The 23,591-nt window shown below is 62.5% G+C and carries 22 protein-coding genes; 5 read left to right on the top strand and 17 right to left on the bottom strand.

Annotated elements, in window-relative coordinates; genetic code table 11:
• Positions 1–2: 2 nt before the first annotated feature.
• Positions 3–1,331 carry a DUF2778 domain-containing protein gene (locus GGQ66_RS18475; protein WP_183794378.1) on the bottom strand — a complete coding sequence of 443 codons (1,329 nt, stop codon included), beginning with the start codon at positions 1,329–1,331 and terminating at the stop codon, positions 3–5.
• Positions 1,332–1,641: 310 nt separating this feature from the next.
• On the opposite strand from GGQ66_RS18475, the gene pncA reads away from it, so the two are divergent.
• The 3 genes from pncA to panB all read left to right on the top strand — a co-directional run bounded on the left by pncA (position 1,642) and on the right by panB (position 4,059).
• Positions 1,642–2,262, top strand: a complete 621-nt coding sequence (pncA, locus tag GGQ66_RS18470; protein ID WP_183794376.1) for a bifunctional nicotinamidase/pyrazinamidase — start codon at positions 1,642–1,644, stop codon at positions 2,260–2,262.
• Between the two features lie 113 nt (positions 2,263–2,375).
• The gene (panC, locus tag GGQ66_RS18465) at positions 2,376–3,230 is read left to right on the top strand and encodes a pantoate--beta-alanine ligase (protein WP_183794374.1); all 855 of its coding nucleotides are present in this window, start codon (positions 2,376–2,378) and stop codon (positions 3,228–3,230) included.
• A gap of 1 nt (position 3,231) precedes the next feature.
• Entirely contained in the window at positions 3,232–4,059 is an 828-nt protein-coding gene (gene panB, locus GGQ66_RS18460; RefSeq protein WP_183794372.1) for a 3-methyl-2-oxobutanoate hydroxymethyltransferase, read from the top strand.
• A gap of 2 nt (positions 4,060–4,061) precedes the next feature.
• Here panB and GGQ66_RS18455 read toward each other — a convergent pair whose 3' ends face one another.
• The 5 genes from GGQ66_RS18455 to GGQ66_RS18435 all read right to left on the bottom strand — a co-directional run bounded on the left by GGQ66_RS18455 (position 4,062) and on the right by GGQ66_RS18435 (position 8,102).
• Positions 4,062–4,316 carry a DUF2164 domain-containing protein gene (locus GGQ66_RS18455; RefSeq protein WP_183794370.1) on the bottom strand — a complete coding sequence of 85 codons (255 nt, stop codon included), beginning with the start codon at positions 4,314–4,316 and terminating at the stop codon, positions 4,062–4,064.
• Positions 4,309–6,159 (bottom strand): aminopeptidase P family protein, encoded by a 1,851-nt coding sequence (locus GGQ66_RS18450; RefSeq protein WP_183794368.1) that lies wholly within the window; start codon positions 6,157–6,159, stop codon positions 4,309–4,311. Before GGQ66_RS18450 ends, GGQ66_RS18455 begins: the two co-directional genes overlap by 8 nt.
• A gap of 87 nt (positions 6,160–6,246) precedes the next feature.
• Positions 6,247–7,128 (bottom strand): 50S ribosomal protein L11 methyltransferase, encoded by an 882-nt coding sequence (locus tag GGQ66_RS18445; protein ID WP_183794366.1) that lies wholly within the window; start codon positions 7,126–7,128, stop codon positions 6,247–6,249.
• Between the two features lie 112 nt (positions 7,129–7,240).
• Complete coding sequence (locus tag GGQ66_RS18440) at positions 7,241–7,831, bottom strand: SCO family protein (protein WP_183794364.1); 591 nt, start codon at positions 7,829–7,831, stop codon at positions 7,241–7,243.
• Between the two features lie 106 nt (positions 7,832–7,937).
• Positions 7,938–8,102: a hypothetical protein gene (locus GGQ66_RS18435; protein WP_183794362.1), complete on the bottom strand. Its 165-nt coding sequence runs from the start codon at positions 8,100–8,102 to the stop codon at positions 7,938–7,940.
• Between the two features lie 247 nt (positions 8,103–8,349).
• Between GGQ66_RS18435 and GGQ66_RS18430 the strand changes: the two genes are divergently transcribed.
• Entirely contained in the window at positions 8,350–8,814 is a 465-nt protein-coding gene (locus GGQ66_RS18430) for a chemotaxis protein CheW (RefSeq protein ID WP_183794360.1), read from the top strand.
• A gap of 181 nt (positions 8,815–8,995) precedes the next feature.
• Here the strand turns inward: GGQ66_RS18430 and GGQ66_RS18425 are convergent, their stop codons facing one another.
• The 3 genes from GGQ66_RS18425 to GGQ66_RS18415 all read right to left on the bottom strand — a co-directional run bounded on the left by GGQ66_RS18425 (position 8,996) and on the right by GGQ66_RS18415 (position 11,904).
• The gene (locus GGQ66_RS18425) at positions 8,996–9,487 is read right to left on the bottom strand and encodes a CreA family protein (RefSeq protein WP_183794359.1); all 492 of its coding nucleotides are present in this window, start codon (positions 9,485–9,487) and stop codon (positions 8,996–8,998) included.
• An 89-nt stretch (positions 9,488–9,576) separates the two neighbouring features.
• Positions 9,577–10,395 carry an endonuclease/exonuclease/phosphatase family protein gene (locus tag GGQ66_RS18420; protein ID WP_183794357.1) on the bottom strand — a complete coding sequence of 273 codons (819 nt, stop codon included), beginning with the start codon at positions 10,393–10,395 and terminating at the stop codon, positions 9,577–9,579.
• Between the two features lie 51 nt (positions 10,396–10,446).
• Positions 10,447–11,904 (bottom strand): phospholipase D-like domain-containing protein, encoded by a 1,458-nt coding sequence (locus GGQ66_RS18415; RefSeq protein ID WP_237358986.1) that lies wholly within the window; start codon positions 11,902–11,904, stop codon positions 10,447–10,449.
• Between the two features lie 259 nt (positions 11,905–12,163).
• Between GGQ66_RS18415 and GGQ66_RS18410 the strand changes: the two genes are divergently transcribed.
• On the top strand, positions 12,164–12,697 hold the full coding sequence (locus GGQ66_RS18410) for a GNAT family N-acetyltransferase (protein WP_183794345.1): 534 nt from the start codon (positions 12,164–12,166) through the stop codon (positions 12,695–12,697).
• Positions 12,698–12,715: 18 nt separating this feature from the next.
• Here the strand turns inward: GGQ66_RS18410 and ligA are convergent, their stop codons facing one another.
• The 8 genes from ligA to GGQ66_RS18370 all read right to left on the bottom strand — a co-directional run bounded on the left by ligA (position 12,716) and on the right by GGQ66_RS18370 (position 23,579).
• Positions 12,716–14,884, bottom strand: coding sequence for an NAD-dependent DNA ligase LigA (gene ligA, locus GGQ66_RS18405; RefSeq protein WP_183794332.1), 2,169 nt, complete (start codon positions 14,882–14,884; stop codon positions 12,716–12,718).
• 80 nt (positions 14,885–14,964) lie between these two features.
• On the bottom strand, positions 14,965–15,348 hold the full coding sequence (locus tag GGQ66_RS18400) for a hypothetical protein (protein ID WP_183794329.1): 384 nt from the start codon (positions 15,346–15,348) through the stop codon (positions 14,965–14,967).
• 69 nt (positions 15,349–15,417) lie between these two features.
• Positions 15,418–17,091, bottom strand: a complete 1,674-nt coding sequence (recN, locus tag GGQ66_RS18395) for a DNA repair protein RecN (protein WP_183794326.1) — start codon at positions 17,089–17,091, stop codon at positions 15,418–15,420.
• Positions 17,092–17,104: 13 nt separating this feature from the next.
• The gene (locus GGQ66_RS18390; protein ID WP_183794323.1) at positions 17,105–17,971 is read right to left on the bottom strand and encodes an outer membrane protein assembly factor BamD; all 867 of its coding nucleotides are present in this window, start codon (positions 17,969–17,971) and stop codon (positions 17,105–17,107) included.
• 223 nt (positions 17,972–18,194) lie between these two features.
• Positions 18,195–19,148, bottom strand: a complete 954-nt coding sequence (lpxC, locus tag GGQ66_RS18385; protein ID WP_183794320.1) for a UDP-3-O-acyl-N-acetylglucosamine deacetylase — start codon at positions 19,146–19,148, stop codon at positions 18,195–18,197.
• A gap of 280 nt (positions 19,149–19,428) precedes the next feature.
• The gene (gene ftsZ, locus GGQ66_RS18380; protein ID WP_183794318.1) at positions 19,429–21,270 is read right to left on the bottom strand and encodes a cell division protein FtsZ; all 1,842 of its coding nucleotides are present in this window, start codon (positions 21,268–21,270) and stop codon (positions 19,429–19,431) included.
• A 90-nt stretch (positions 21,271–21,360) separates the two neighbouring features.
• A complete protein-coding gene (gene ftsA / locus GGQ66_RS18375) occupies positions 21,361–22,683 on the bottom strand; it encodes a cell division protein FtsA (protein ID WP_183794316.1) in 1,323 nt (440 codons plus the stop codon).
• The gene (locus tag GGQ66_RS18370; RefSeq protein ID WP_272872542.1) at positions 22,680–23,579 is read right to left on the bottom strand and encodes a cell division protein FtsQ/DivIB; all 900 of its coding nucleotides are present in this window, start codon (positions 23,577–23,579) and stop codon (positions 22,680–22,682) included. Before GGQ66_RS18370 ends, ftsA begins: the two co-directional genes overlap by 4 nt.
• Positions 23,580–23,591 lie beyond the last annotated feature (12 nt).

The following is a 23,591-nucleotide window of genomic DNA, read 5'->3' as shown; positions in this document are numbered from 1 at the left end:
TTTCAGTCGGTGCCTTCGCCGCGCATATAGTCGATCAACGTGCGCTTCGGCTTGTCCTCGTTGCGGGCGATGGCCAGTGTCGGGATGCGACCGTCATGGCGCTCGACGATGACCATATGGGTTACTTCGCCACGCTGGAAGGCGCTGAGGAACTGCGGATAGTTGGCAAACGCCACGCAGCCGTGGGAATCGCCGCGCCGCGCCAGCAGGTAGCTGTGGGCGAGAAGGCCTGTGCGACCCTTGGGCGCCACACCATCGGTCGGCGTCAGGCGGATAGCGGCGACACCATGGAACAGCTTTTCGCGCATCGACAGCTTGTAGGTGCCGGGCGGCGTCGGGCCGCGCATGCTGACATGGGTGAACTTTGGATTGTCGCGCATTTCACCGATACCCGAATGGGCTTCGAGCTTCTGGCCGTTCGGCATATGCACGACACCGTTGGTGATGTCATAGACGGCGATCTTCGTGCCGCGATCCGGCCACGGAACCGAGCGACCGGCGCTCTTCATCGGGTTTTCCGGGCGAGCGAAGGCGAGCGCCTTGGTGGCGGGCTCTTCTTCCTGGGCAACGGCCGGCGCAGGCTTTGCAACACGAGCGGGTTTGGCGACAGCAGCGGGCGCAACGCTTGCGACTGTTACCGGCGCGACAGCGGCAATCACCGGACGGCGCACGGGAAGCGGCCCGACATTCGGCAGCGAACCGGAACCGGCTTCCGCCACGGTTTCCTCGACAGCCGCCTGTTCGATGATGCGGATCGTATCCACATCGACCGAGGCAACCTCGACGGACGGCTTCAGCGGCTCATCCCAGGCAACGTCCGTCTTCGGCGCAACGGTCATGGTATCGGCCATGGCGACGGTCAGCGCGGCGCGGATGGCGTTTGCATCCGGGCGCTTTTCACGCAGCGACGCGATACGGCGGTTTTCTTCTTCGATCTTGACGGCGGCCTGAAGGCGCTCGCGCACCAGATCGGCATCCGGCCGGTTGATGGCGCGGTAAGCGAGTTCGGCATGGGTCAGCCGCTCGGCCTTGTCGGCAGCAGGCGCAATGCGCTTGAACTTGACGGCATGAACCATCTTTGCCCCGGCAATGGGTGCGGGGCGCATCTCGGCGGCCTGTGCGGCCAGCGGTGCGGACAAAGGACGATCAGCCTTGGTGAGTGCCAGACCGTGCATGGTGGCAAGGCTGCCGGCGACCCAGCCGCCGACCGCCAGCCCGACCCCGATCAGAACCGTGCGGCTGAAAAAGCCGTGACGTTCCGCCCGTTTACGGTTGGGAATAGAGCGGACAACGCCGCCTTTAGCAGATTGATTGGCCATAACACGCGCCATTTACCCGTTACTCCTCACCAACTGTCATAACACCTACCGGACAGTCAGGCACTTGAGCAGGATCAAGAACAGGCCCCCACATACGGGGCTGCCCTTCCGCTCGATGAAAGCAAGCATGACCAATTATGGTAACCAATCCGTTTACGCTCCCCCACAATCACGAAGAATGTGAAGTGGGCCTTAACCAAGCAAGGCGACGGAAGTTTAACCGCAATGAGACCGGAAAGGGGCAATTGACCGCAGGGGCAGGCCCTTGCCCCACCCTCCACGGCTTGGCATGGTGTTCTTTGGATCATTGGAAGGAGACATCATGAAGGCGTTGCTCATCATCGACATTCAGAACGGTTTCTGCCCCGGCGGCAATCTTCCGGTACCGGACGGCGATTCGGTCGTGCCGGTCGCCAACCGTCTGATGGCGAGCGGTCGCTACGACCTCATCATCGCCTCGCAGGACTGGCATCCGCGCAATCACGGTAGCTTCGCCTCCCAGCATCCCGGCAAGCAACCCTTTGAAATGGGAGAACTTTCCGGAAAGCCACAGATGATGTGGCCGGACCATTGCGTGCAGGACACGAAAGACGCGGAATTCCATCCCGATCTCAACACCGGCAAGTTCGCCTATGTGCAGCACAAGGGCGAGAACCCGGAGATCGACAGCTACTCGGCCTTCCGCGATAACGACCGCACCGCCTCCACCGGCCTTTCCACCTACCTGCGCAGCAAGGGCGTGAACGAACTCGATCTCTGCGGGCTCGCCACGGATTATTGCGTGAAGTTCTCGGCGCTCGATGCCGTCGACCTTCTACCTGGCGTCAAGGTGCGCTTCATCGAAGATGCGAGCCGCGGCATCGACCCCGCGGGCGTTGAAGCCGCTATCGCCGAAATGAAGGCTGCGGGCGTGGAAATCGTCACATCCGCCGATCTCATCTGACGCATCGTTCCTTCGCATGATTGCATTTCAGCCCCGCCCGGGTTAGGTCCGCCACACTCTGGAGGAGACCCGGCGGGCGTCCATGCTCCGCCTTTGCATCGGGAGGAACACGAATGCAAACGGTGAAGACCATCGCAGACTTGCGGGCAGGCCTTGCCACCGCCCGCGCTGGCGGCAAACGCATCGGCTTCGTGCCCACCATGGGTTATCTGCACAAGGGCCATCTGGAACTCGTGGCACGCGCCCGCGCCGAGAACGAGATTTCCGTGGTGTCGATCTTCGTCAATCCGCTGCAATTCGGCGCGAACGAGGATCTGGCCGCCTATCCGCGCGATCTCGCCCGCGACAGCAAGCTTCTGGAAGAAGCTGGCGTCGACTTCCTGTTCGCCCCCGAGGTTGCGGATATGTATCCGCGCCCGATGGAAACCATGGTGGATGTGCCCACCCTCGGTTCGGAGTTGGAAGGGTCAGTACGGCCCGGCCATTTCGCCGGCGTCGCCACCGTCGTCACCAAGCTCTTCAACATCGTCGGTCCCGACGCCGCCTATTTCGGTGAGAAGGACTACCAGCAGGTCGCCGTCATCCGCCGCATGGTGGAGGATCTGGCCCAGCCGGTCCGCGTCGTTCCGGTGCCCACGGTGCGGGAGGACGACGGCCTCGCCTGCTCATCGCGCAATGTCTACCTTTCGGCGGAAGAGCGCGCCGCCGCCGTCATCGTGCCGAACACTCTTGCCGAAGCGGAGCGCCTTCACAAAGGCGGCATCGCCACCGCCGCCGAACTGGAAGCCGCACTGACCCGTTTCGTGGAGGCAGAGCCGCGCGCCGTGCCGGAAGTGATCGCCGTGCGCGATCCCGACACGCTGGCCCCTTTGGCGGAGATTGCCGGCCGCCCGGTTCTGGTGCTGCTCTTCATCCGCATCGGCAAGACAAAGCTTCTCGATAACCGCGTCATCGGAAGGAACGGCTGAGATGAGCACCTCCACCCGCCCGAAGCGGATGAGCCCCGCCGCCATTACCGCCTTGAAGGGCAACCGCCCTATCGTTTCGCTGACCGCCTATACGGCCCCCATGGCGCGTCTGCTCGATCCCCACTGCGATCTGCTGCTGGTCGGCGATTCGCTCGGCATGGTGCTCTACGGGCTGGAAAGCACCGTCGGCGTGACCATGGAAATAATGATCGCCCACGGGCAGGCCGTCATGCGCGGTGCGTCACAGGCCTGCGTGGTGGTGGACATGCCTTTCGGCTCCTATCAGGAATCGAAGGAGCAGGCCTTCCGCAATGCCGCGCGTCTTCTCAAGGAAACCGGCTGCGATGCCGTGAAGCTTGAAGGCGGCGCGGAAATGGCCGAGACCATCGCCTTCCTGACCAGTCGCGGCGTGCCGGTCTGCGGTCATGTCGGCCTCATGCCCCAGCAGGTCAACGCCACCGGCTACCGCTCGCAGGGCCACACCGAAAAGGAAGCGGAAAAGATCCACCGCGATGCCTTGGCCATCGATGAAGCCGGCGCCTTTGCCATCGTCATCGAAGGCACGGTCGAGCCGCTTGCCCGCGAAATATCCTCGAAGCTGTCGGCCCCCACCATCGGCATCGGCGCCTCACCCGCCTGTGATGGACAGGTGCTCGTTTCCGACGACATGCTCGGCCTGTTCAATGAATTCAAGCCGCGCTTTGTCAAGCACTTCGCCGAACTCGCACCGCTCATTTCCGAAGCGGCGCAGGCCTATGCGGCCGAGGTGAAGGCTCGCACCTTCCCCGGCCCGGAATACACGTTCCAGCCACGCGCACGCAAGGACTGAGTTCAGCGTTTGACCGGCAGCGGCCGTTCCAGCATGCGGACCGCATCGGAAAGGTCGTCCATCTTCTTCATCATCGCGGCCTCGGCATCGAGGAGGCCGCGATTGTAGAAAACGGGGCCTATGGCCTCACCGATGAAATCGAGAAACAGCTCGGCCTGAAGCCCGCCGATGTCCTGATCCAGTTCATCGGTGAAATAACGCCTGATGGCATCCGCAAGGGCAGCGCGCTCGGTCTTCGAAAACTCGATCTTATCCAAGGTTCACCCGTTCCAGCGGTTCGGTTGCCCGCAACAGCCACGTCTTCGCCTCCTCGGTGCGGATCAGCGGCATCAGCATTTCGCGGGTACGGGTGTGGTAATCGTTCAGCCACAGGAGTTCCTCGCTGGAGAGCAGCGAGGTCAGCACCAGCCGCGTATCGATCGGGCACCAGGTCAGTGTCTCGAAGCTCAGCATCGGCATGTCGCCGCCCTCCACCTCTTCCGGCTCGCGCACATAGATGAGGTTTTCGATGCGGATACCGAACTCGCCGGGACGATAGTAGCCGGGCTCGTTGGAAAGGATCATGCCGGGCAAGAGAACCTGCATGGCGGCGCGCGAAATACGCTGCGGTCCCTCATGGACTGAGAGATAGGAACCGACACCGTGGCCGGTGCCGTGGCCATAATCGACACCCGCCCGCCACAGCGCCACACGCGCCAGGGGATCGAGATCGACGCCGCGGGTGTTCTTCGGGAACCGCGCCATGGAAATGGTGATCATGCCCTTCAGCACCAACGTGAAGAAACGCCGCTGCTCCACCGGCACTTCGCCGCCGATAGCCACCGTGCGGGTGATGTCGGTCGTACCGTTCACATATTGCCCGCCGGAATCGAGCAGAAACATCTCGCCGGCTTCAAGCACGCGGTCGGTCTCGTGGGTCACGCGATAATGGATGATCGCGGCATTCGGACCGGCACCGGAAATCGTGTCGAAGGACACGTCCTTCAGCGGGTTCTGCATCGCCTCGCCCATGCGCCGGCGCGCTTCCTCCAGCGCCGTCACCGCCTTGATCTCGGTCACGGAACCCAGCGGCTGGGCGTCGAGCCAGGCGAGGAATTCCACCATCGCCGCTCCGTCCTGGAGATGCGCGGCGGCAGAGCCGTTGATTTCGATCGTGTTCTTGCAGGCGCGCGGCAGTTTGGCCGGGTCCGTTGCCTCGACGACGGTCCCGCCGGCTGCACGCACGATCTCCGCCAGCGCAAACGAGGCGATATCCGGGTCCAGCATGATCTTCGCGCCACCGGCGGAAATCCCGGCCAGATAATCCGGCAGGTCTTCGGGTGCCACCTGCTCGGCCATCTGTGTCAGATAAGCCTCCTGCTCCACGCCCGTTTTGCGCCGGTCGAGGAAGATCGCCGCACTGCCATCCGCCTTGATGATGGCGCGCGAAAGCGGATGCGGCGTGTGCGGCACATCATCGCCGCGGATGTTGAAGATCCATGCCACTGAGGACGGATCGGCGATCAGCGCCGCATCCGCATCCGCCTTGCGCAGACCGGTAGCGATGTCGAGGATCTTCTCGTGGGCCGAAAGACCGGAGAGATTTTCCGGCTGGATGGCGACGGCACCGAGCGGAGCGCCGGGACGATCCACCCAGATGTCATCGAGCGGATTCGTTTCAAGGAAGACGAGCGTGCCACTGACGCTGGCGAGTGCCTTTTCCAGTCGCTTGACCTCCGCGCCCGTGTGAAGCCAGGGATCGATACCGAGGCGGAAGCCCTTGCCGGCATGTTCCTCGATCCACACCGGCGGCGGCGCGCCGACGAGATCGCCGCCCGTGAAAACCTCCGGATCGACCTGCTGCACAAGCTGTGTCGTGTAGCGGCCATCGACGAAGACAACGGCCTGCCGCGCCGTCACCAGAACCACGCCGGCTGAGCCGGTAAACCCCGTCAGCCAGGACAGACGTTCGGCCGAGGCCGGCACATATTCGCCCTGATAGTCATCGGCGCGCGGTACGAGAAAGCCGTCAATGCCGAGATCGGGGAAACGGGCGCGAAGCGCAGCCACCCTCTCCTTGCCGAATTGCGGCTCGGAGGCATTATCGAACGACTGGAACATGGCGGGCCTTTCTGAATGCGAAACGAATCCATGGGGCCGGATGTTATACGAAGTCGCTGTGATAGGAACCCGCTGCCGGGTTTGTGATCAACCCTGCCGCTCCAGATGGATCGTCACCCAGCCATTGCGCCAGATGGTGCGCACATGCGCGAGCCCCGCGCCGTTATAGGCCGACAGCACCTTCCAGCGCTGGGCCGCAAGAATGCCGGAGAGAATGACCGTACCATGCGGCGCGAGATGGTTGACCAGTTCCGGCGCCATCTTGATGAGCGGCCGCGCCAGAATATTGGCGATGATGAGGTCGAACGGTCCGTATTTGCGGAAGGCGGAGGAATGGAAGCCCGGTGCCGTCTCGAAAGCGATGCCGCCGACGATGCCGTTGAGGCGCGCATTCTCGCGGGCGACCTTCGTGGCGACGGGATCGATATCCGTGGCCAGAACCGGCACGTTGCGCAGCTTGCGCACGGCAATGGCCAGCACACCGGAGCCGGTGCCGAGATCAAGCGCATTGCCGATGCTGCGCGCCTTGAGGACGTTCTCGATGACCTCCAGGCAGCCGGCGGTCGTGCCGTGATGCCCGGTGCCGAAGGCCTGTCCCGCATCGATCTCGATGGCCAGATCGTTGGCCCGCACCTTGTCGCGGTCATGACTGCCATGCACGATGAAGCGCCCTGCCCGCACGGGCTTGAGCCCTTCCAGCGACATGGCGATCCAATCGGCATCGGGAATGATTTCCTTTTCAACGGGAAAATCGGGATAAGCTTCGGCAATCGCCTCGACGAAGCGGGCACGAACCTCGTCCTCGTCCTCCGCCATCAGATAGACGGAAGCTTCCCAGATATCGTTCCGTTCATCGATTTCCTGCGTCGCCAGCGCGATATCCTCTTCACCGAAGGCAATGGTCAGAAGATCGAGGATGTCCTCGGCCTGGCGTTCGGTGGCGCGCACATACAAGCGGATTTCACTCACGGGACCGGTCTTTCTCGTTAAAGCATGAGAGACGAGAGGCGCGCCCGCAAGGGGCCGCGCGTCAAGGGCTTTTGCCGCGTGGATTGCCACAAAGCGCCGCCTGCCGCAAGCGTCAGTCCTTGGCGATCAGGTCCTTGATCTTGGCGATGGCGCTGTCGGTCTGCTCGCCATAGGAAATCGTTCCACGGAACCGGCCCTGACTGTCGAGCAGATAGACCGCTGCCGTGTGATCCATGGTGTATTCGCCGCCATCCACCGGCACCTTGCGGGCATAGACGCGGTAACCCTTCAGCACACGCGCCACCTCCGCCGGGTCACCGGCGATGCCATACACCCGATCGGACACCGAAGACACGTAGTCGCCCAGCACGGCGGGCGTATCGCGCTCGGGATCGACGGTTACGAAAAAGGCATGAACCTTGTCGCCGGCGGGATCGACATCCTTCAGCCAGCCTTCCATTTCAAACAGCGTGGTCGGGCAAATTTCCGGACAATGGGTAAAGCCGAAGAACAGCAGGGTCGGTTTGCCGCGCAGCTTCTGCTCGGTCACCGGCTGCCCGTCCTGCCCCGTCAAATTGAAGGACACGCCGAAGGGCTGTTCGCTGATTTCGCGATGGGAACGGTTGAGCTCCAGCGCCAGCCAGCCGAGAGCACCAGCAAGCACCACGATGGCGGCAATAATGCCGATGCGAAACGTCTTCATTGGAGTGTCCATGTGTCTCTGTCTGCAAGCGCAGTAGCGCTCCGGCGCGACAAAGGCAAATCACAGCCGCGTTCCAGCGCCTGCCCTCGCCTTCGTGACGCAAGGGTCACAGGCACCAGCTGATACCGTTATCGGAAAGAACGAGGAAGATTTCCGGCCCGTATCGCATCCAGGCGGCAAAAACGAGGGCGGCAAGCGCCATCGCCACGGCGCTGCCCGCCACAATGGCCAGCGGTCGAAACCAGAATGTCTGTTCGGTGATCGTCGTCATGAGATAATCCTAGCATAGGAAATTCCGTATGTCTTTCTGTTGCGAGAGATTGGCGGCTTCCTCGACAAAATCTTTACCGAAGATTAAAGTCTCGCTGGCAACATGAACACTGCGGACTTTCCAATTCCTCCTGCAACGGTGAGCGATAACGGACAGCCTTCGACATGACGTCAACCGGAACATTCCGGCCCGCCGCATCCAGGAAGAATGCGCTTTGCCGTACAGGACGGCGGGAGACTCTCGTATCATGAGCAACACGATCAAACAGTCGGGTGCCTATCTCGAAATCGTGTCCTTCCATCTTGGCGATCAGGAATTCTGCATCGACATCATGGCGATCCGGGAAATTCGCGGCTGGGCTCCGGTCACGCCGATGCCCCACACGCCACCTTACGTTCTCGGCCTCATCAACCTGCGCGGCGCCGTGATCCCGGTCATCGACATGGCCTGCCGCCTTGGCATGAAGTCCACCGAACCCTCCGAACGCGCGGCCATCATCGTTACCGACATCGCCGGCAAGCTGGTCGGCCTTCTGGTCGAACAGGTTTCCGACATGATGACGATCCGCAGCGAAGACCTTCAGCCCGCCCCGGAAATCATCCCGAGCGCCCAGCGCGATTTCTGCCGCGGCATCGTGGCACTCGAAAAGAACATGATCTGCTTCCTCAACCTCGACACGGTGATCGCCGACGAGCTTGTGGCCGCCGCCTGACGTTTGTCAGGAAAAAGCGGGAGCCGATTTTCCCGAAAAGACAGACGAAAACGAGTTACCTTGAGAGTCTCACAGACTCTCAAGCGAAGCGGATACCGAATCCACCGCCCTGGCCGCGAAAACCGTTGACTCGGTCTTCGCGGCCTCGACGTTTTCAGAGGTCGCGGCAGCGCTCGCCCTGTTACGGCTTGCCGTTCTTCCAGTTCACGGACTGCCCGAACAGCGGCACCGTCGAAATCGCCATCTTGGCCGAACCGTCGGTCAACTCGCGGGTATGGACGAGATAGATCAGCGTGTCGTTGGCACGGTCATAGATGCGGTTGATGACCAGCTTCTTCCACACGAGCGACATGCCCTCGCGGAACACCTCCTCACCATCCTTGGATAGATCGATATCGCCAATCGTCACCGGCCCAGTCTGGCGGCAGGCGATGGAGTTGTTGGACGGGTCCTCGAACCAGTTACCGTTTTTCAGCCGGTCGATAATGCCGCGGTCGAAATAACTGACATGGCAGGTCACGCCCTCGATCTTCGGATCGTGAAAGGCCTCGACGACGATATCGTTGCCGGTCCAGTCGACACCGACCTTGCCCACCACCTCGGCGCGTGCCGGAAGGGATGCGCCTGCCAGCACCAGACCGGCGGCAAGCAGCGAACGAAGAAACGAGGTCATGGCCATCTCCTTTGTGAACGCGACAAACGCGCCGCCCTCACAAAGATATGATGGCCCCGGAAGTTTACAAGAAACGCCAGCCACCGGGCTCACGAAAAATGGAGAAAAGCCTTGATCGGCAGGTGGTCGGAGGCCATCCGCGCCAGCGGACTGTCATGCACCTCGATCTGCCGAATGAGACCGGGCCGATTTGCCATGATGCGGTCAAGCGCCAGAACCGGAAGGCCGGCGGGGAAACTTGGCACCGCAACCGTCGAATCGAATACCGGCGCCAGCGCCTTGAGCGCAGAGCCCTTGCCCAGCCGCCATTCGTTGAGATCACCAACCAGCAGCGTCGGACAATCCTCGCCCGCACGCAGGATATCGAGAATGCGACCGGCCTGCTGGCGGCGCGAATGACGCAGCAAACCGAAATGGGCGGCAACAATGCGCAGCGCCTGCCCGTTCTTCAGCTCCAGTTCGGTAATCAGCGCCCCGCGCGGTTCAAGCCCCGGCAACTTCACCGGATGCAGGTCGCGCACCAGCCCTTCGCGGAACAACAGCGTATTGCCGTGAAACCCGTGCGCGCGGCTCGCTATCGTCAGCGGCACGCGGGTCAGGCCCGTTTCCCGCTCCAGCCAGTCAAGATCGAGCAGGCCGGTACGCTCGCCAAAGCGGGTGTCCGCTTCCTGAAGCGCGATCACATCGGCTCCGATTTCGCGAATGACCTCCGCTGTGCGGACGGGATCGAAACGCCGGTCGCGACCCACGCATTTGTGGACATTGTAGGACGCGACCGTCAGATCGCAGACCGGCGCCGTCGGGGAGAAGGGCATCTGGCGGCGATGCTGGCGATGCCGGAGGCTGGCCAGAATGCGCTTGGGCAGACTGTTCGGCAGATCACCGGTCAGGAATGTTTCCCGTTTCATTTCGCCTTCGATCCCTTGTGAATGTTCACCCGACAAGACTCCTGCTTCGCGTTACAAATAAGGCGATCCAAGCCACAGGATGCGTTCGAGAAGCCGCACCGGGAAAGGCCGGGCCTGCAGCGCCTCCAGCGTTACCGGTTGGGCATCGGCAATCGCCGCATCGATCCGGCGCTCCACCTGGGCGGCAAAGGCAGAATCATAGACTTCGAGATCGATTTCGAAGTTGAGCCGGAGCGACCGCCCGTCGAGGTTGGAGGAGCCGGTATAGGACCAGCGTCCATCGATGGTCATCAGCTTGGAATGGTTGAACGGCCCGGAGGAACGCCAGATGCGGCAGTAGTTTTTCAGGAACTGGTCGAACTGCGCCGTCATCGCCCGGTCGACCAGAACGAGATTGCTCACGCCGGGAACAACGATATCCACCTCCACCCCGCGCCGCGCCGCCGTGGTCAGTGCACTGATCAATTCGCGGTCGGGCAGAAAGTAAGGCGACATGATGCGAATATTGCTGCGCGCCACCGAAAGCGCGCCCATCAGAAGCCGCGCATTGGTCTCGACGCTCCTGTCGGGACCGGACGGCACCGCGCGAATGATGACCGGCCCGCCGGGCGTGCCGTCGGGATCGACGATCCGCCAGGCATCGCCATCCAGCGTTTCGCCGCTGGCAAAGCGCCAATCGGCGGCGGCGATGAAGAAGAGGTCGGCCACCACCCGGCCCCGCACCCGGAAATGCGTGTCCAGCAGCGTCCTCTCGCCGTTCAGCCGATGCGAGAAACCGGCACGGATGTTCATGCCGCCGGTAAAGGCCACCGCACCGTCGATCACCAGAATCTTGCGGTGGGTGCGCAGGTTGGCGTAGGGCAGCCGCAGGCCGACGATGACATTGCCGTTGAACACATTAACCGGCACACCGGCCTTGCGGAAGCGGCTGAGGATGGAGGGAAACGAGTAGCGAGCACCCACCGCATCCACCAGCACGCGCACGGCAACGCCGCGGCGATGGGCGGCAATCAGGCAATCCGCCAGCCGCTTGCCGACCGGGTCACGGTCGAAGATGTAGCTTTCCAGAATAATGCTGCGCTGCGCCGTATCGATGGCCGCGCACATCGCGTCATACGCATCATCCCCACGCTCCAGCATCTCGATGCCGTTGCCCGTGGTGAGTTGATGCGGCGTGATGCGGTTTCCAAGCACCATCAGCGACGTGAAGCGCCGCCCGTAGCATTCGGTGATCGTTTCCGGGTTCACATCGTAACGGGCGATATGCTCCGGCGGACCGGTCAGCATTCGCGTCCATTGCAGGCCGACATTCGACCGGCGAATACGGTTCACCCCGGCAAACAGATAGAGCGCGGCGCCGACGAAGGGCGAAAGCATGATGACGCCCACCCAGCCGATTGCAGAGCGCACCTCATCCTTGTTCATCGCGGCATGAACAGCCGCCAAAGCCCCCACACAGAAGGAGAGCACGGCCAGAATATGCGGCCAGTAATGCGAAACAAGCTCCATGGAAGCAATATAGGGCGCGACAGCCGCGGAAAACAATGTCGACCGACTGAAACTTGACGGCATTCAGAATTCCGGAAACAATCTGCCACATGATCACAACCGCCGCCCACACTGCCAACATGCCTCATACGCGCCGAGCAGGGCGCGTGGAGGTCGTGCTGCGCCGTTAAGGCTTGGTCATACCCCACCTCAACCCTGCCCTTAACCAGAGGCAGGGGATGAAGTTCACACTCTGCCTCAATCACAGAGGAGAGTTTGGATGTCAGTCCCGCCTGTCAATACGCGCATCCAATGGCCTGAAGGCCTGGCGATACGCGCCCGCATACCTGCCGATGCCGCCACAATCGCAACCATGCACAATCTGCCGGGCTACCGCGCCGGAACCCTGCGTCCTCCCTATGAGAATGCCGAGACCATCCGCAAAACCATCGAAGCCACGACACCGGGCACAGTCAATCTCGTGGCCATTCTGGCGGATCAGGTGGTTGGAGAGATCAGCCTGAACATGTCATCCGGGCGGCGCAACCACGCCGCGTCAATCGGCATGGGTGTCCATGACGATTTCACGGGACGCGGCATCGGAAGCGCCTTGATGGGCGAAGTGGTCGCCATGGCGGATGCATGGCTCAACCTGCTGCGCCTCGAACTGACCGTCTTCGTCGATAATGCGCCAGCGATTGCCCTCTACCAAAAATTCGGGTTCGAGGTGGAGGGATGCCACAAGGCTTTCGCCTTCCGAGACGGCACTTTTGTCGACGCTCTGAGCATGGCCAGAATCAACACACGACGTTAATGCCACCGGACGCAGTCCTCACCCGCCGATCAGCGCCAGCCATTCGTCCTCGTCCATGGTGGCGATACCGAGTTCGCGGGCCTTGTCGAGCTTGGAGCCGGCGCCCGGCCCGGCGACGAGAATGTCCGTCTTCTTCGAGACGGAGCCCGCGACCTTGGCGCCCAGTGCCTCGGCGCGGGCCTTGGCCTCGTCACGGGTCATCTTTTCCAGCGAGCCGGTGAACACCACCGTCTTGCCGGCGACGGGGCTGCCCTCAGTCGTCGGCCTTTCGGCTTCCTGGGGGCGCACCTCGTCCAGCAGGGCTTTGAGCACGGTCAGGTTGCGCGGCTCCTTGTAGAATTCCACGATGGAGCGGGCAACAACCTCGCCAATGCCGTCAATGGCGTTCAGGTCGGCCCAGGCCTCGCTGCCTGGCTCGGCCGCGGCCTTCATCGCCGCCTCAAAGGCCTCATAGGTGCCATAGGAACGCGCCAGAAGCTTGGCGGTGGTTTCGCCGACATGGCGAATGCCCAGACCGAAGATCAGCCTGTGGAGGGCAATGTCGCGCCGTGCCTCGATGGCATCGTAAAGCTTCTTCACGCTGACTTTGCCGAAACCGTCGATATTTTCCAGCTTGATGAGCGGCGACGCCTCCTGCCTGCGCTGAAGCGTAAAGATCTCCGGCGCGGTCTTGATCTGCATCAGCGGGTCTTCGCTGCCAAAGAAGAAATCGATCTGCTTGGTTCCAAGCCCTTCGATATCGAAGGCATTACGGGAAACGAAGTGCTTCAGATGCTCCACAGCCTGCGCCGCGCAGGTGAAGCCGCCGGTGCAGCGCATGACCGAATCCATCTTGCCGGTCTTCTCGTTGGTCTCGCGTACCGCATGGCTGCCGCAGACCGGACATTTGGTCGGGAAGGCATAGGGCACGGCATGAGGCGGGCGCTTGTCCAGCACCACATCGACGATCTGCGGGATGACATCGCCGGCGCGCTGCACGATCACGGTATCGCCGATGCGGATATCGCGGCCCTCGCGGATCGGTTCGCCGGAATTACCGATGCCTTTGATATAGTCCTCGTTATGCAGCGTGGCATTGGTCACGACCACGCCACCGACGGTGATCGGTTCCAGCCGGGCAACAGGCGTCAGCGCCCCGGTGCGGCCGACCTGAATATCGATGCCGGTGAGCGTCGTAAAAGCCTGTTCGGCTGGAAACTTGTGGGCAGTGGCCCAGCGCGGACTGCGTGAACGGAAGCCCAACCGCTCCTGAAGATCCAGCCGGTCGACCTTGTAGACCACGCCGTCGATATCGTAATCGAGGCTGGAGCGCGCCTCGCCGATGGCGTGGTAATGCGCCAGCAGTTCCTCGACGGAGTTCACCTTCGTCATCAGCGGATTGACCGGAAAGCCCCAGTCGCGGAACCGTTGCACGATACCTGATTGCGTATCGGCGAGCGGCGCGGAGACATCGCCCAGCGCATAGGCGAAGAATTTCAGCTTGCGCGCCGCCGTCACCTTTGGATCAAGCTGGCGCAGCGAACCGGATGCGGTATTGCGCGGGTTCACATAGGTCTGCTTGCCCTCGGCCTCCATGCGGGCGTTAAGGTCGAGGAAATCACTCTTGGCCATGTAGACCTCGCCGCGCACCTCCACCACATCCGGCGCATCGGCCGGCAGCACCTGCGGTATCTCGGCGATGGTGCGGATGTTCGCCGTAACATTCTCGCCCGTCGTGCCATCGCCACGCGTCGCCGCCGTCACCATGCGGCCCTTCTCGTAGCGGATCGACATGGAAAGCCCGTCGATCTTCGGCTCGGCGGTAAAGGCGATGGAATTGTCGGGCAGCACGCCGAGGAAACGATAGACGGAACCAACGAAATCCGCTGCATCCTCATCCGAAAACACGTTGTCGAGCGAAAGCATCGGCTTGGCATGGGTAACCGCCGAAAACGTCGCCAGAGGCTCGAAGCCCACCCGCTTCGACGGGCTGTCGGCCCGCACCAGATGCGGGAAACGCGCCTCGATGGCATCGTTGCGGCGCTTCAGCGCATCATACTCGGCGTCGGTGATCTCCGGCGCGTCCTTACCGTGATAGAGCGCATCGTGATGAGCGATCTGTTCGGCCAGTACGGCCAGTTCGGCCACGGCCTCGAGTTCAGTCAGAGCATCGACCGGAATAGTCGGCGAAAAGGCGGGACGGGACATGGCAGGGCTCACTCAATTCACAATCGCTGCTGTTTTAGAGCATCGGATCGAAAAGTGGAGTCGCTTTCAGCTTATCCCCGCTACATCCGATCCACCAGCGGGCAGCCCGGCGATTTCGAAATCACTAGCCGCACGCTCTTGTCGGCATTGTAGTCGTAGCCATCGATGAACATCGTCTTCGTGCCAACCGAAGCCAGTCGCGCATCCGAAAGGCCGTAACGGCGGGCAAGCCGCACCGCCTGTTCCGGCGTGCATTCCGGCGGCGGCGGCGCGTCACGGAACGCGTCCCCCTGTCCGGGCGCGATCTCGTATCCGTCATAGACCGGCGGGGGTGGCGGAGGCGGCAGCCGTCGCTGCGGCGGGCACGTCACCACGCGGCCATCACCGGCATCGCACCATATGCCATCGGCCGCAGCCGGAAAGGCGGCAAAAGCAGCGAGGAAAAAGAGCCAGAACCTGTTCATGAGACACACCCGGAACCAAAGACATGACGTCAGTCTAAAGGTCAAACCTGAACGATCCGCGAAGGCCCGTCAGTCCGTGGCGGCCAGAAGCTTGGCGGCGGCAGCACGGGCTTCTTCGGTAATCTCGGCGCCCGCCAGCATGCGCGCGATTTCCTCGCGGCGATGGGATGGCTCCATCGGCGTCACGCGGGTCGCAATGCGGCTTGCGTCCCCTTCCACAGGCCCTTTGGCAATAAGCAGATGCGTCGCGGCGCGGGCAGCGACCTGCGGTGCGTGCGTGACCGACAACACCTGCACGGTGGCGGAAAGCCGCTTCAACCGCTGGCCGATGGCATCTGCCACCGCACCACCGACACCCGTGTCGATTTCATCGAAGACCAGCGTCGGCGCCGAGCCGCGATCGGCCAGCGCCACCTTGAGCGCCAGCAGGAAGCGTGAAAGTTCGCCGCCGGAGGCCACCTTCATGATCGGACCGGGACGCGTGCCGGGATTGGTCTGGACGTGGAATTCAACGAGGTCGATGCCTTCCGCCCCGGCATTCTCGCCATCGGTAGAAACCGACACCATGAAGCGTGCGCGCTCCAGCTTCAACGCCGGCAATTCCGCCATCACGGCGGCGGAAAGCGCCTCGGCACCATGGTGGCGTTTTTCGGAAAGCGTGCGGGCGGCGGCCTGATAGGCGTCAGCCGCCACACCCACGGCCTTTTCCAGCAGCTTCAGCTTTTCCTCGCCGGCATCGAGATCGGCAAGATCGGACACCATCTTTTCGGCAAGCGCCGGCAGCGCCGTGACCGGCACGGAATATTTGCGGGCGGCGGCGCGAAGCGCAAACAGCCGCTCTTCGACACGCTCCAGTTCCTTGGGGTCGAATTCGGTGCGGCGCAGCGCCCGCTCCACTTCCATCTGGGCGTTGGACAGCGTGTCGAGCGCCTGATCGAGAAGCTGCACGGTTTCTTCCAGAAGACCCGGCGCCTCATGGCTCTTGCGCTCCAGCCTGCGCATCAGCGAGGCGATTTCCGGCACGGGCGAACCATTGCCGTTCAGAAATTCGCTGGCCTCGGCAATATCGGAGGCGACGCGCTCGATCTTCATCATCCGCGCGCGGGCTTCCGCCAATTCATCCTCTTCGCCATTGACGGGCGAGAGCGCTTCCAGCTCCTCGACGGAGGAACGGAGATAATCGGCCTCGCGGGCCGCAGCCTCCACCTTCTCGCGGTGTTTCTTCAGCGCCCGTTCCGCTTCGCGCCAGGAACGATAAAGACCGGAAAGCGCGGCCACGTCTTCACCCAGCCCAGCAAAGGCATCCAGAAGGGCGCGATGAGCATCGGTATCGGTCAGCGCCCGGTCGGCATGCTGGCCGTGGATTTCGACAAGGAACTGACCGGCCTGCCGCATGAGCTGTACGCCCACCGGCTGGTCGTTGATGAAGGCTTTGGTACGGCCATCGGCGGACTGAATGCGGCGGAAGATGAGGTCGCCGTCGTCATCGAGATCGTTCTCGCGCAGCACCTTGCGGGCCGGGTGGTCCATCGGCACGTCGAAGACCGCCGTCACCTGCCCCTTGTCCTCGCCATGGCGCACGAGGCCACCATCGCCGCGCCCGCCGAGCGCCAGCGAAAGACTGTCGAGAAGAATGGATTTGCCGGCCCCGGTTTCGCCGGTCAGCACGGAAAGGCCCTGCGAAAAGGCAAGATCCAGCCGGTCGATCAGAACGATGTCACGGATCGAAAGCTGGATCAGCATGGCCTATCCGTTATCAAGCGCCAACGAGCTTCTTGCCCGCTCTGGAAATCCAGGAGCCGGTGTTTTCGCGCGGCTCATGACCGGCACTCTTCAGCAGCTTGAAGGAATCTGCATACCACTGGCTGTCGGGATAGTTGCGGCCGAGAACGGCGGCGGCGGTCTGCGCCTCGTCGGTCAGGCCCATCGCGTAATAAGCCTCGGTCAGACGGGCCAGCGCCTCTTCCACCTGATTGGTGTTGTTGTACTGCTCCACCACGGCCCGGAAGCGCGAAATGGCCGCCAGATATTCCTTGCGCTCGAGATAGTAGCGGCCCACCTGCATTTCCTTGCCGGCGAGCTGGTCACGGGCAAAGCGGATCTTCGCCTGCGCATCATCGACATATTCGGAGTCCGGATAGTCGTTCACGACCTTCTGCATGGCGTCGATGGTCTTGCGGGCAGAACCCTGATCCTGCGTCACCGAGGCAATCTGGCGCGAATAGGCCAGACCGATCAGGTACTGCACATAGGCGCTGTCCTGCGAACGCGGATATTGCTGCAGATAGCGCTGGCCAGCGGCAACCGCCTCGTCCGAGCGACCCATGCGGTAATTGGTGAAGGTGGTCATGACCAGCGCCTTGCGCGACCATTCCGTAAACGGATACTGGCGGTCGACGGCAAGGAACTTGCGGCTGGCTTCCGGCATCTTGCCGGCCTTGATGTTGGCAAGGCCCTGATTGTAGAGCACATCCGGCGGATCGCTTTCCGGCACCAGCTTGGTGATGTCGATATCCTTGTCGGACTGGCAGCCGGCAAGACCCGCGCCCGCCCCGCCCAAGGCGAGCGTCAGCATGATCGCTCTCAGCGTCGTCTTCGTCATGCCGGAAATTGCATTGCTCATAGAACGGATCCCGTTTGCCGCGCCCTGCCCGTGCGCCACTTGATGACTGGCGTTTCTAGCCACAAAAGCAGCAGGAGGGCAACGCAATGATGGTGCAATTACGCATTTTTGTGGCAGACCGCCAATTTACTGCGCAAAATCTGTCGGTTGCGGCCCCACGACCCCCAAGAAAAAGCCCGCATGCCTGAGGCCTGCGGGCTTTCGAATCTCGATCTTTTCAGCCTCAGGCAGACCAGGGCGCAAAGCCCGGTGCATTGACAGCGACGAATTCGCGGGCGCGAACGCGCTGGCTGCGGGCTGGAGCCTCGACGACTTCATAAGCCGAAACGTCGGACAGAAGAGCCTTGAGCGCGATGGCGTTGACCTTGTGACCACCACGATACGAACGGTAACAGCCGATGAACTGCGCGCCGGCAAGCGCCAGATCGCCCACGGCATCAAGCGACTTGTGGCGAACGAATTCGTCCTCGTAGCGCAGGCCTTCGACATTCACGATGCTGTTGTCGTCGGAAATGACGACGGAATTTTCAAGCGAGGAACCGAGCGCATAGCCGGCAGCCCACAGGCGCTCCACATCGCGCATGAAACCGAAGGTGCGGGCACGGGAAAGCTCGTCCTTGAAGGTGGAAGCCGTCAGGTCCCCTTCCCACTTCTGCCGACCGATGGCCGGGCTGTCGAAATCGATCTCAACCTCGAAGCGGGTGCCGTCATAGGGGCGGAATTCAGCCCAGCTTGCGCCCTGCTCGATACGAACCGGCTTGATGACGCGGATATAGCGGCGCTTGACGCCCAGCGAGGTGATGCCAACCTGCTCGATGGCGTCGATGAACATGCGCGAGGAACCGTCCATGATCGGCATCTCGGCCGAATCAACCTCGACGGTAATGTTGTCGATGCCAAGCGCGTAGAGCGCGGCCATCACATGTTCGATGGTGGCAACGGACCGGGCCGGCGTGAAGCCGAGAACGGTGGAAAGGTCGGTGGCGCCAACCTGCGAGGACACGGCCTTGAGCTCGGTCACCGAACCATCGGCGTGGAGGCGATTGAAAACGATGCCCGAGCCGGCTTCAGCCGGATGAAACGTCAGCGTAACGGGAGCGCCGGAGTGAACGCCGATACCCGAAAGGGTAACGGATGTTGCAATCGTCGTTTGAAAACCCAGCAATCCCAGAGACATTCATTTCACCTTGCTTGCTTGGATCGCGAAACATCTCGTGTTCCGGCTCTCCATTTCCCCTCGCGCCCAACTGGCGCGGCATGCGCATCGAGTCATCTGCACGCATGTCATATCGTCTTCATACGTCTCGTCTCGACACAATCCAAATCACTGTTTCTTTCGCATTGTAACGAAATCATCACACTGGAAATAAAAGGCTTTTCAACCTTTCTCCAAGGCACTGAAACAAAAAGCCCGGACGTTTCCGCCCGGGCTCTTCAAAGGGTTCGGCGCTAAGGCCTCAGTTCGTCTGACGGCGCAGGAAGGCCGGGATTTCGAGCTGCTCATCCTCGCCCATGGAGGACTGCGGGATGGAGCGGCCCTGATCGTCGAGCTGGCCGCGACGCGGTGCATAAAGGCTCGCTTCGGCGGACAGCGGACGGCGCTGCTGGGCAACCGGCGCGGCGGCCGGAGCAGCCGCAGCGGCATGGTCTTCCTCATCGCGACGACCGAGCGAATTCGTGATCCGCTTCAGGAGACCCATCGGGCCACGCTCCTCAGTGTGAGCCGGAGCTGCGTGCGAGCGGTGTTCCATCTCGGCCTTCACGACCGGCGGAAAGTCTTCGACCTTCGGCATGCGAACCGGCTCGATCGTCTGACGGATCACCGGGGCGGCCTGCTCGGCCATGACCGGAGCCGGCTGGCTCATGACCGGGGGAACGCGCGGTGCGGCAACCGAAGCGGCCGGAGCGTGCATCTGGGTCTGCATCGGAGCGGGCTGCGGCGCCGGTGCCGGTGCAGCCGGTGCGGCTCCGAACAGGCGGCTCTGCGGACGGAATTCATCCTGAACCGGCTGCTGGGCAACCGGTTGCGGCGCCGGAGCGTAGGCGTTGTGCTGCTGGTGCGATACGGCCATCTGAAGCTCGCGCTCCATTTCGGCTTCCGCATTGCGGATCGTTTCGGCAACCGGATCGAAGGCCGGCTTCGGAGCCGGGGCAACGGGGGCGTGCTGAACCGGTGCGTGCTGCACGGGCGCCTGCATGACGGGGGCCGGAGCCGGAGCGGCTGCAACCGGGGCATGCTGCTGCGGAACGGCGGCCGACGGGCGAACCAGCGGCTTGGCAACGGCAGCCGGGCGAATGTCGGCGGTACGGACATCCTGCGGCTGGACCTGCGCACCACGGTCGATACCGGTGGCGACGACCGACACACGGATCAGACCTTCCAGCGCTTCGTCGAAAGTGGCGCCGAGAATGATGTTGGCATCCGGATCGACTTCTTCACGGATGCGAGTCGCGGCTTCGTCGACTTCGAACAGCGTCATGTCGCGGCCGCCGGTGATCGAGATCAGGAGGCCCTGGGCGCCCTTCATCGACGCATCGTCGAGCAGCGGGTTGGCAATCGCTGCTTCGGCAGCCTGCATGGCGCGGCCGGAACCGGAAGCCTCGCCGGTGCCCATCATCGCGCGGCCCATCTCGCGCATCACGGAGCGAACGTCCGCGAAGTCGAGGTTGATGAGGCCTTCCTTGACCATTAGGTCGGTGATGCAGGCAACGCCGGAATAGAGCACCTGGTCGGCCATGGCGAACGCGTCGGCGAAGGTGGTCTTGTCGTTGGCGATACGGAAGAGGTTCTGGTTCGGGATGACGATAAGCGTATCGACCGACTTCTGCAGTTCCTTGATGCCGGATTCGGCAAGGCGCATGCGGCGCTGGCCTTCGAAGTGGAACGGCTTGGTAACGACGCCGACCGTCAGGATGCCCTTGTTGCGGGCGGCCTGGGCCACGACCGGGGCCGCACCCGTGCCGGTGCCGCCGCCCATGCCGGCGGTGACGAAGCACATATGCGTACCGTTCAGGTGCTCGATGATCTCATCGATGCACTCTTCGGCGGCTGCACGGCCGACCTCGGGCTGCGAACCGGCGCCGAGACCCTGCGTGACATTGGCGCCGAGCTGGATGATGCGGTTGGCCTTGGTCATGGTCAGCGCCTGGGCATCGGTATTGGCGACGACGAAATCGACGCCTTCGAGACCTGCGGTGATCATGTTGTTGACGGCGTTGCCGCCACCGCCGCCCACACCGAACACGGTGATACGCGGCTTAAGCTCGGTAATGTCTGGCTTCTGCAGCTTGATGGTCATGCTCCGGTTCCTTTCCCCTTGGCCGCATCGCCATGCCGGCCAAATTCATTGCAACTGTTGACTTGAACTGCGCGCCGTCATGCGCGCGGCTCAGAAACTTTCCTTGATCCAACGCCCCACGCGGGCAATCCGTCCGCCGCCGATCAGCAGCGAGGAACCAACGTTGGCATAGGTTTCCATCTCCGCGACCTGCGGATAGATCATCAGGCCGACCGCCGTCGAAAAGGCCGGGCCCTTGGCCGCCGCCGGCAAGCCGGAAACCCCCATCGGGCGACCGATCCGCACATTGCGGGCGAGAATGCGCCGGGCTGTATCGGACAGACCTGTAAGCTGGCTTGCGCCGCCGGTCAGCACGACCCGTTTTCCGACGATCGGGCTGAAACCCGATTTCTGGATACGGTCACGGATCAGTTCCAGCGTTTCCTCGATGCGGGCGCGCACGATGCGCGTGACCAGCGAACGCGAGACCTGAATGGGCTGATCACGATCATCCTCACCGATCGGCGGAACGGAAACGACTTCGCGTTCGTCCGCACCGGTCGAAAGCGAGGAACCATGCACCACCTTGATACGCTCGGCATCCTCGATACGGGTTGAAAGACCGCGTGCCAGATCCATCGTCACATGGTTGCCGCCCAGGCTGATGGCGTCGGTGTGGACCAGACGGCCCTCGGCGAAAACGGAAATGGTCGTGGTGCCGCCGCCCATGTCGATGGCAGCGCAGCCAAGCTCGACCTCGTCGTCCACCAGTGCGGCAAGACCGCTTGCATAGGGTGTCGCGACAATGCCTTCGACGGAAAGATGCGCGCGATTGATCGCCAGCTCCAGGTTCTTCAGAGCCGCACGCTCGGAGGTCACGACATGCATGTCCACGCCCAGGAGATCGCCGAACATGCCCTGCGGATCGCGAATGCCGCGCTCGCCGTCCAGCGAGAAGCCGGTCGGCATGGAATGCAGCACGACGCGGTCCTGACGCAGCGACTGGAGACTTGCCGCCGTCAGCACCTTGCGCAGGTCGCTCTCGTCCACTTCCTGACCGCCGAGATCGATAGTCGCGGTGTAGATGTCGCTCGACAGGCGTCCTGCCGATACATTGACGATCAGGCTATCGACCGTCAGGCCCGCCATCCGCTCGGCCGCATCGACGGCAAGACGAATGACGCTTTCGACCGCATCGAGATCGGCGATGACACCGGACTTGATGCCCCGCGAGCGCTGGTGGCCGATGCCGATCACTTCGATCGTATGGGTGCGACCCGGCAGGATGTGACTCTCCTTGCAGGGTGTCAGACGGCCGATCATCGCCACGACCTTGGTCGAGCCGATGTCGAGCACCGAAACGATGTGTGTCCGCTTCGAGGAAAGCGGCTTGATGCGCGGCAGGCCGAGATGGTTGTGACCGAAAATGCTCATATCTTCTGCCCCGCTTTCTTCAGGGCCTTGTCGCGCGCGTCAACGGCAACCTGCCGCCGTTCCGTCGCACCCGGCGTCAACTGAATGGTCATGCGATCACTGAGTCTGAGGTCCACGGCGGCGATATCGCGCTCCAGAACCTTCTGCTGCGCTTCCAGACGGGCCAGACGGCCGAGCGCGTCATCGACGCCCTCTTCCGGCAGGCGAATGACAACGCCGTTGTCGAGATGCAGATCCCAGCGACGACCGGCAACGCGAACATAGGCTTTCACCCGCTCGCGCAGTTCCGGCCAGCCGGTGAACAGCGTTTCGAAGGTCACGGCGGCCTGCTCGGCATCGCGTCCCACGAACAGCGGCAGGCTGGCAAACTTGTTGTCGCGCAGCGGCGCAATCACGCTGCCACTCTTTTCGATCAGCGAAAGCTCCGTGCCGTGTTGCCAGATGGCATAGGCCTGACGCTCCTTCAGCTTCACCTCGATGGTGCCGGGGTAGACCTTGCGGATCTCCACATCGCTGATCCACGGCAGATCGAGCAGCTTCTTGCGGGCATCGACGATGTCGAGCGCCACGAGCGAGGTCGTGCCATCGAGACCGAGAAGCTGGAGAATGTCGATCTCGGATGTCTCGACATTACCGGACACCTTGACGTCTTCGATGGAGAAACCGGCCGCAGCCGTCACCGACTGCTCGACGACGGGCGCATGCCCGCCGACATAGACCCCATAGCCAGCCGTCGCACCGTAGAAGACGAGCGCGGCAATCGTGCCGGTATGATTCGGAATGGCGATGCGGCCAGCGACAAGGCTGGCGCAGAAACGGAAAGCGCGACGCAGCGGACGCGGCAGAACGCGCCGTTCGGCGTCGAGCGCGGGCATAGCGACCCGCTCGTCCAGCATCTTCCCGTTTCT

The organism is Allorhizobium borbori (genome assembly GCF_014196535.1).
In the GTDB taxonomy this organism is placed as follows: Bacteria; Pseudomonadota; Alphaproteobacteria; order Rhizobiales; family Rhizobiaceae; genus Ectorhizobium; species Ectorhizobium borbori.
The sequence above is the reverse complement of the archived record's forward strand: the minus strand, read 5'-3'. Positions and strand labels throughout refer to the sequence as shown.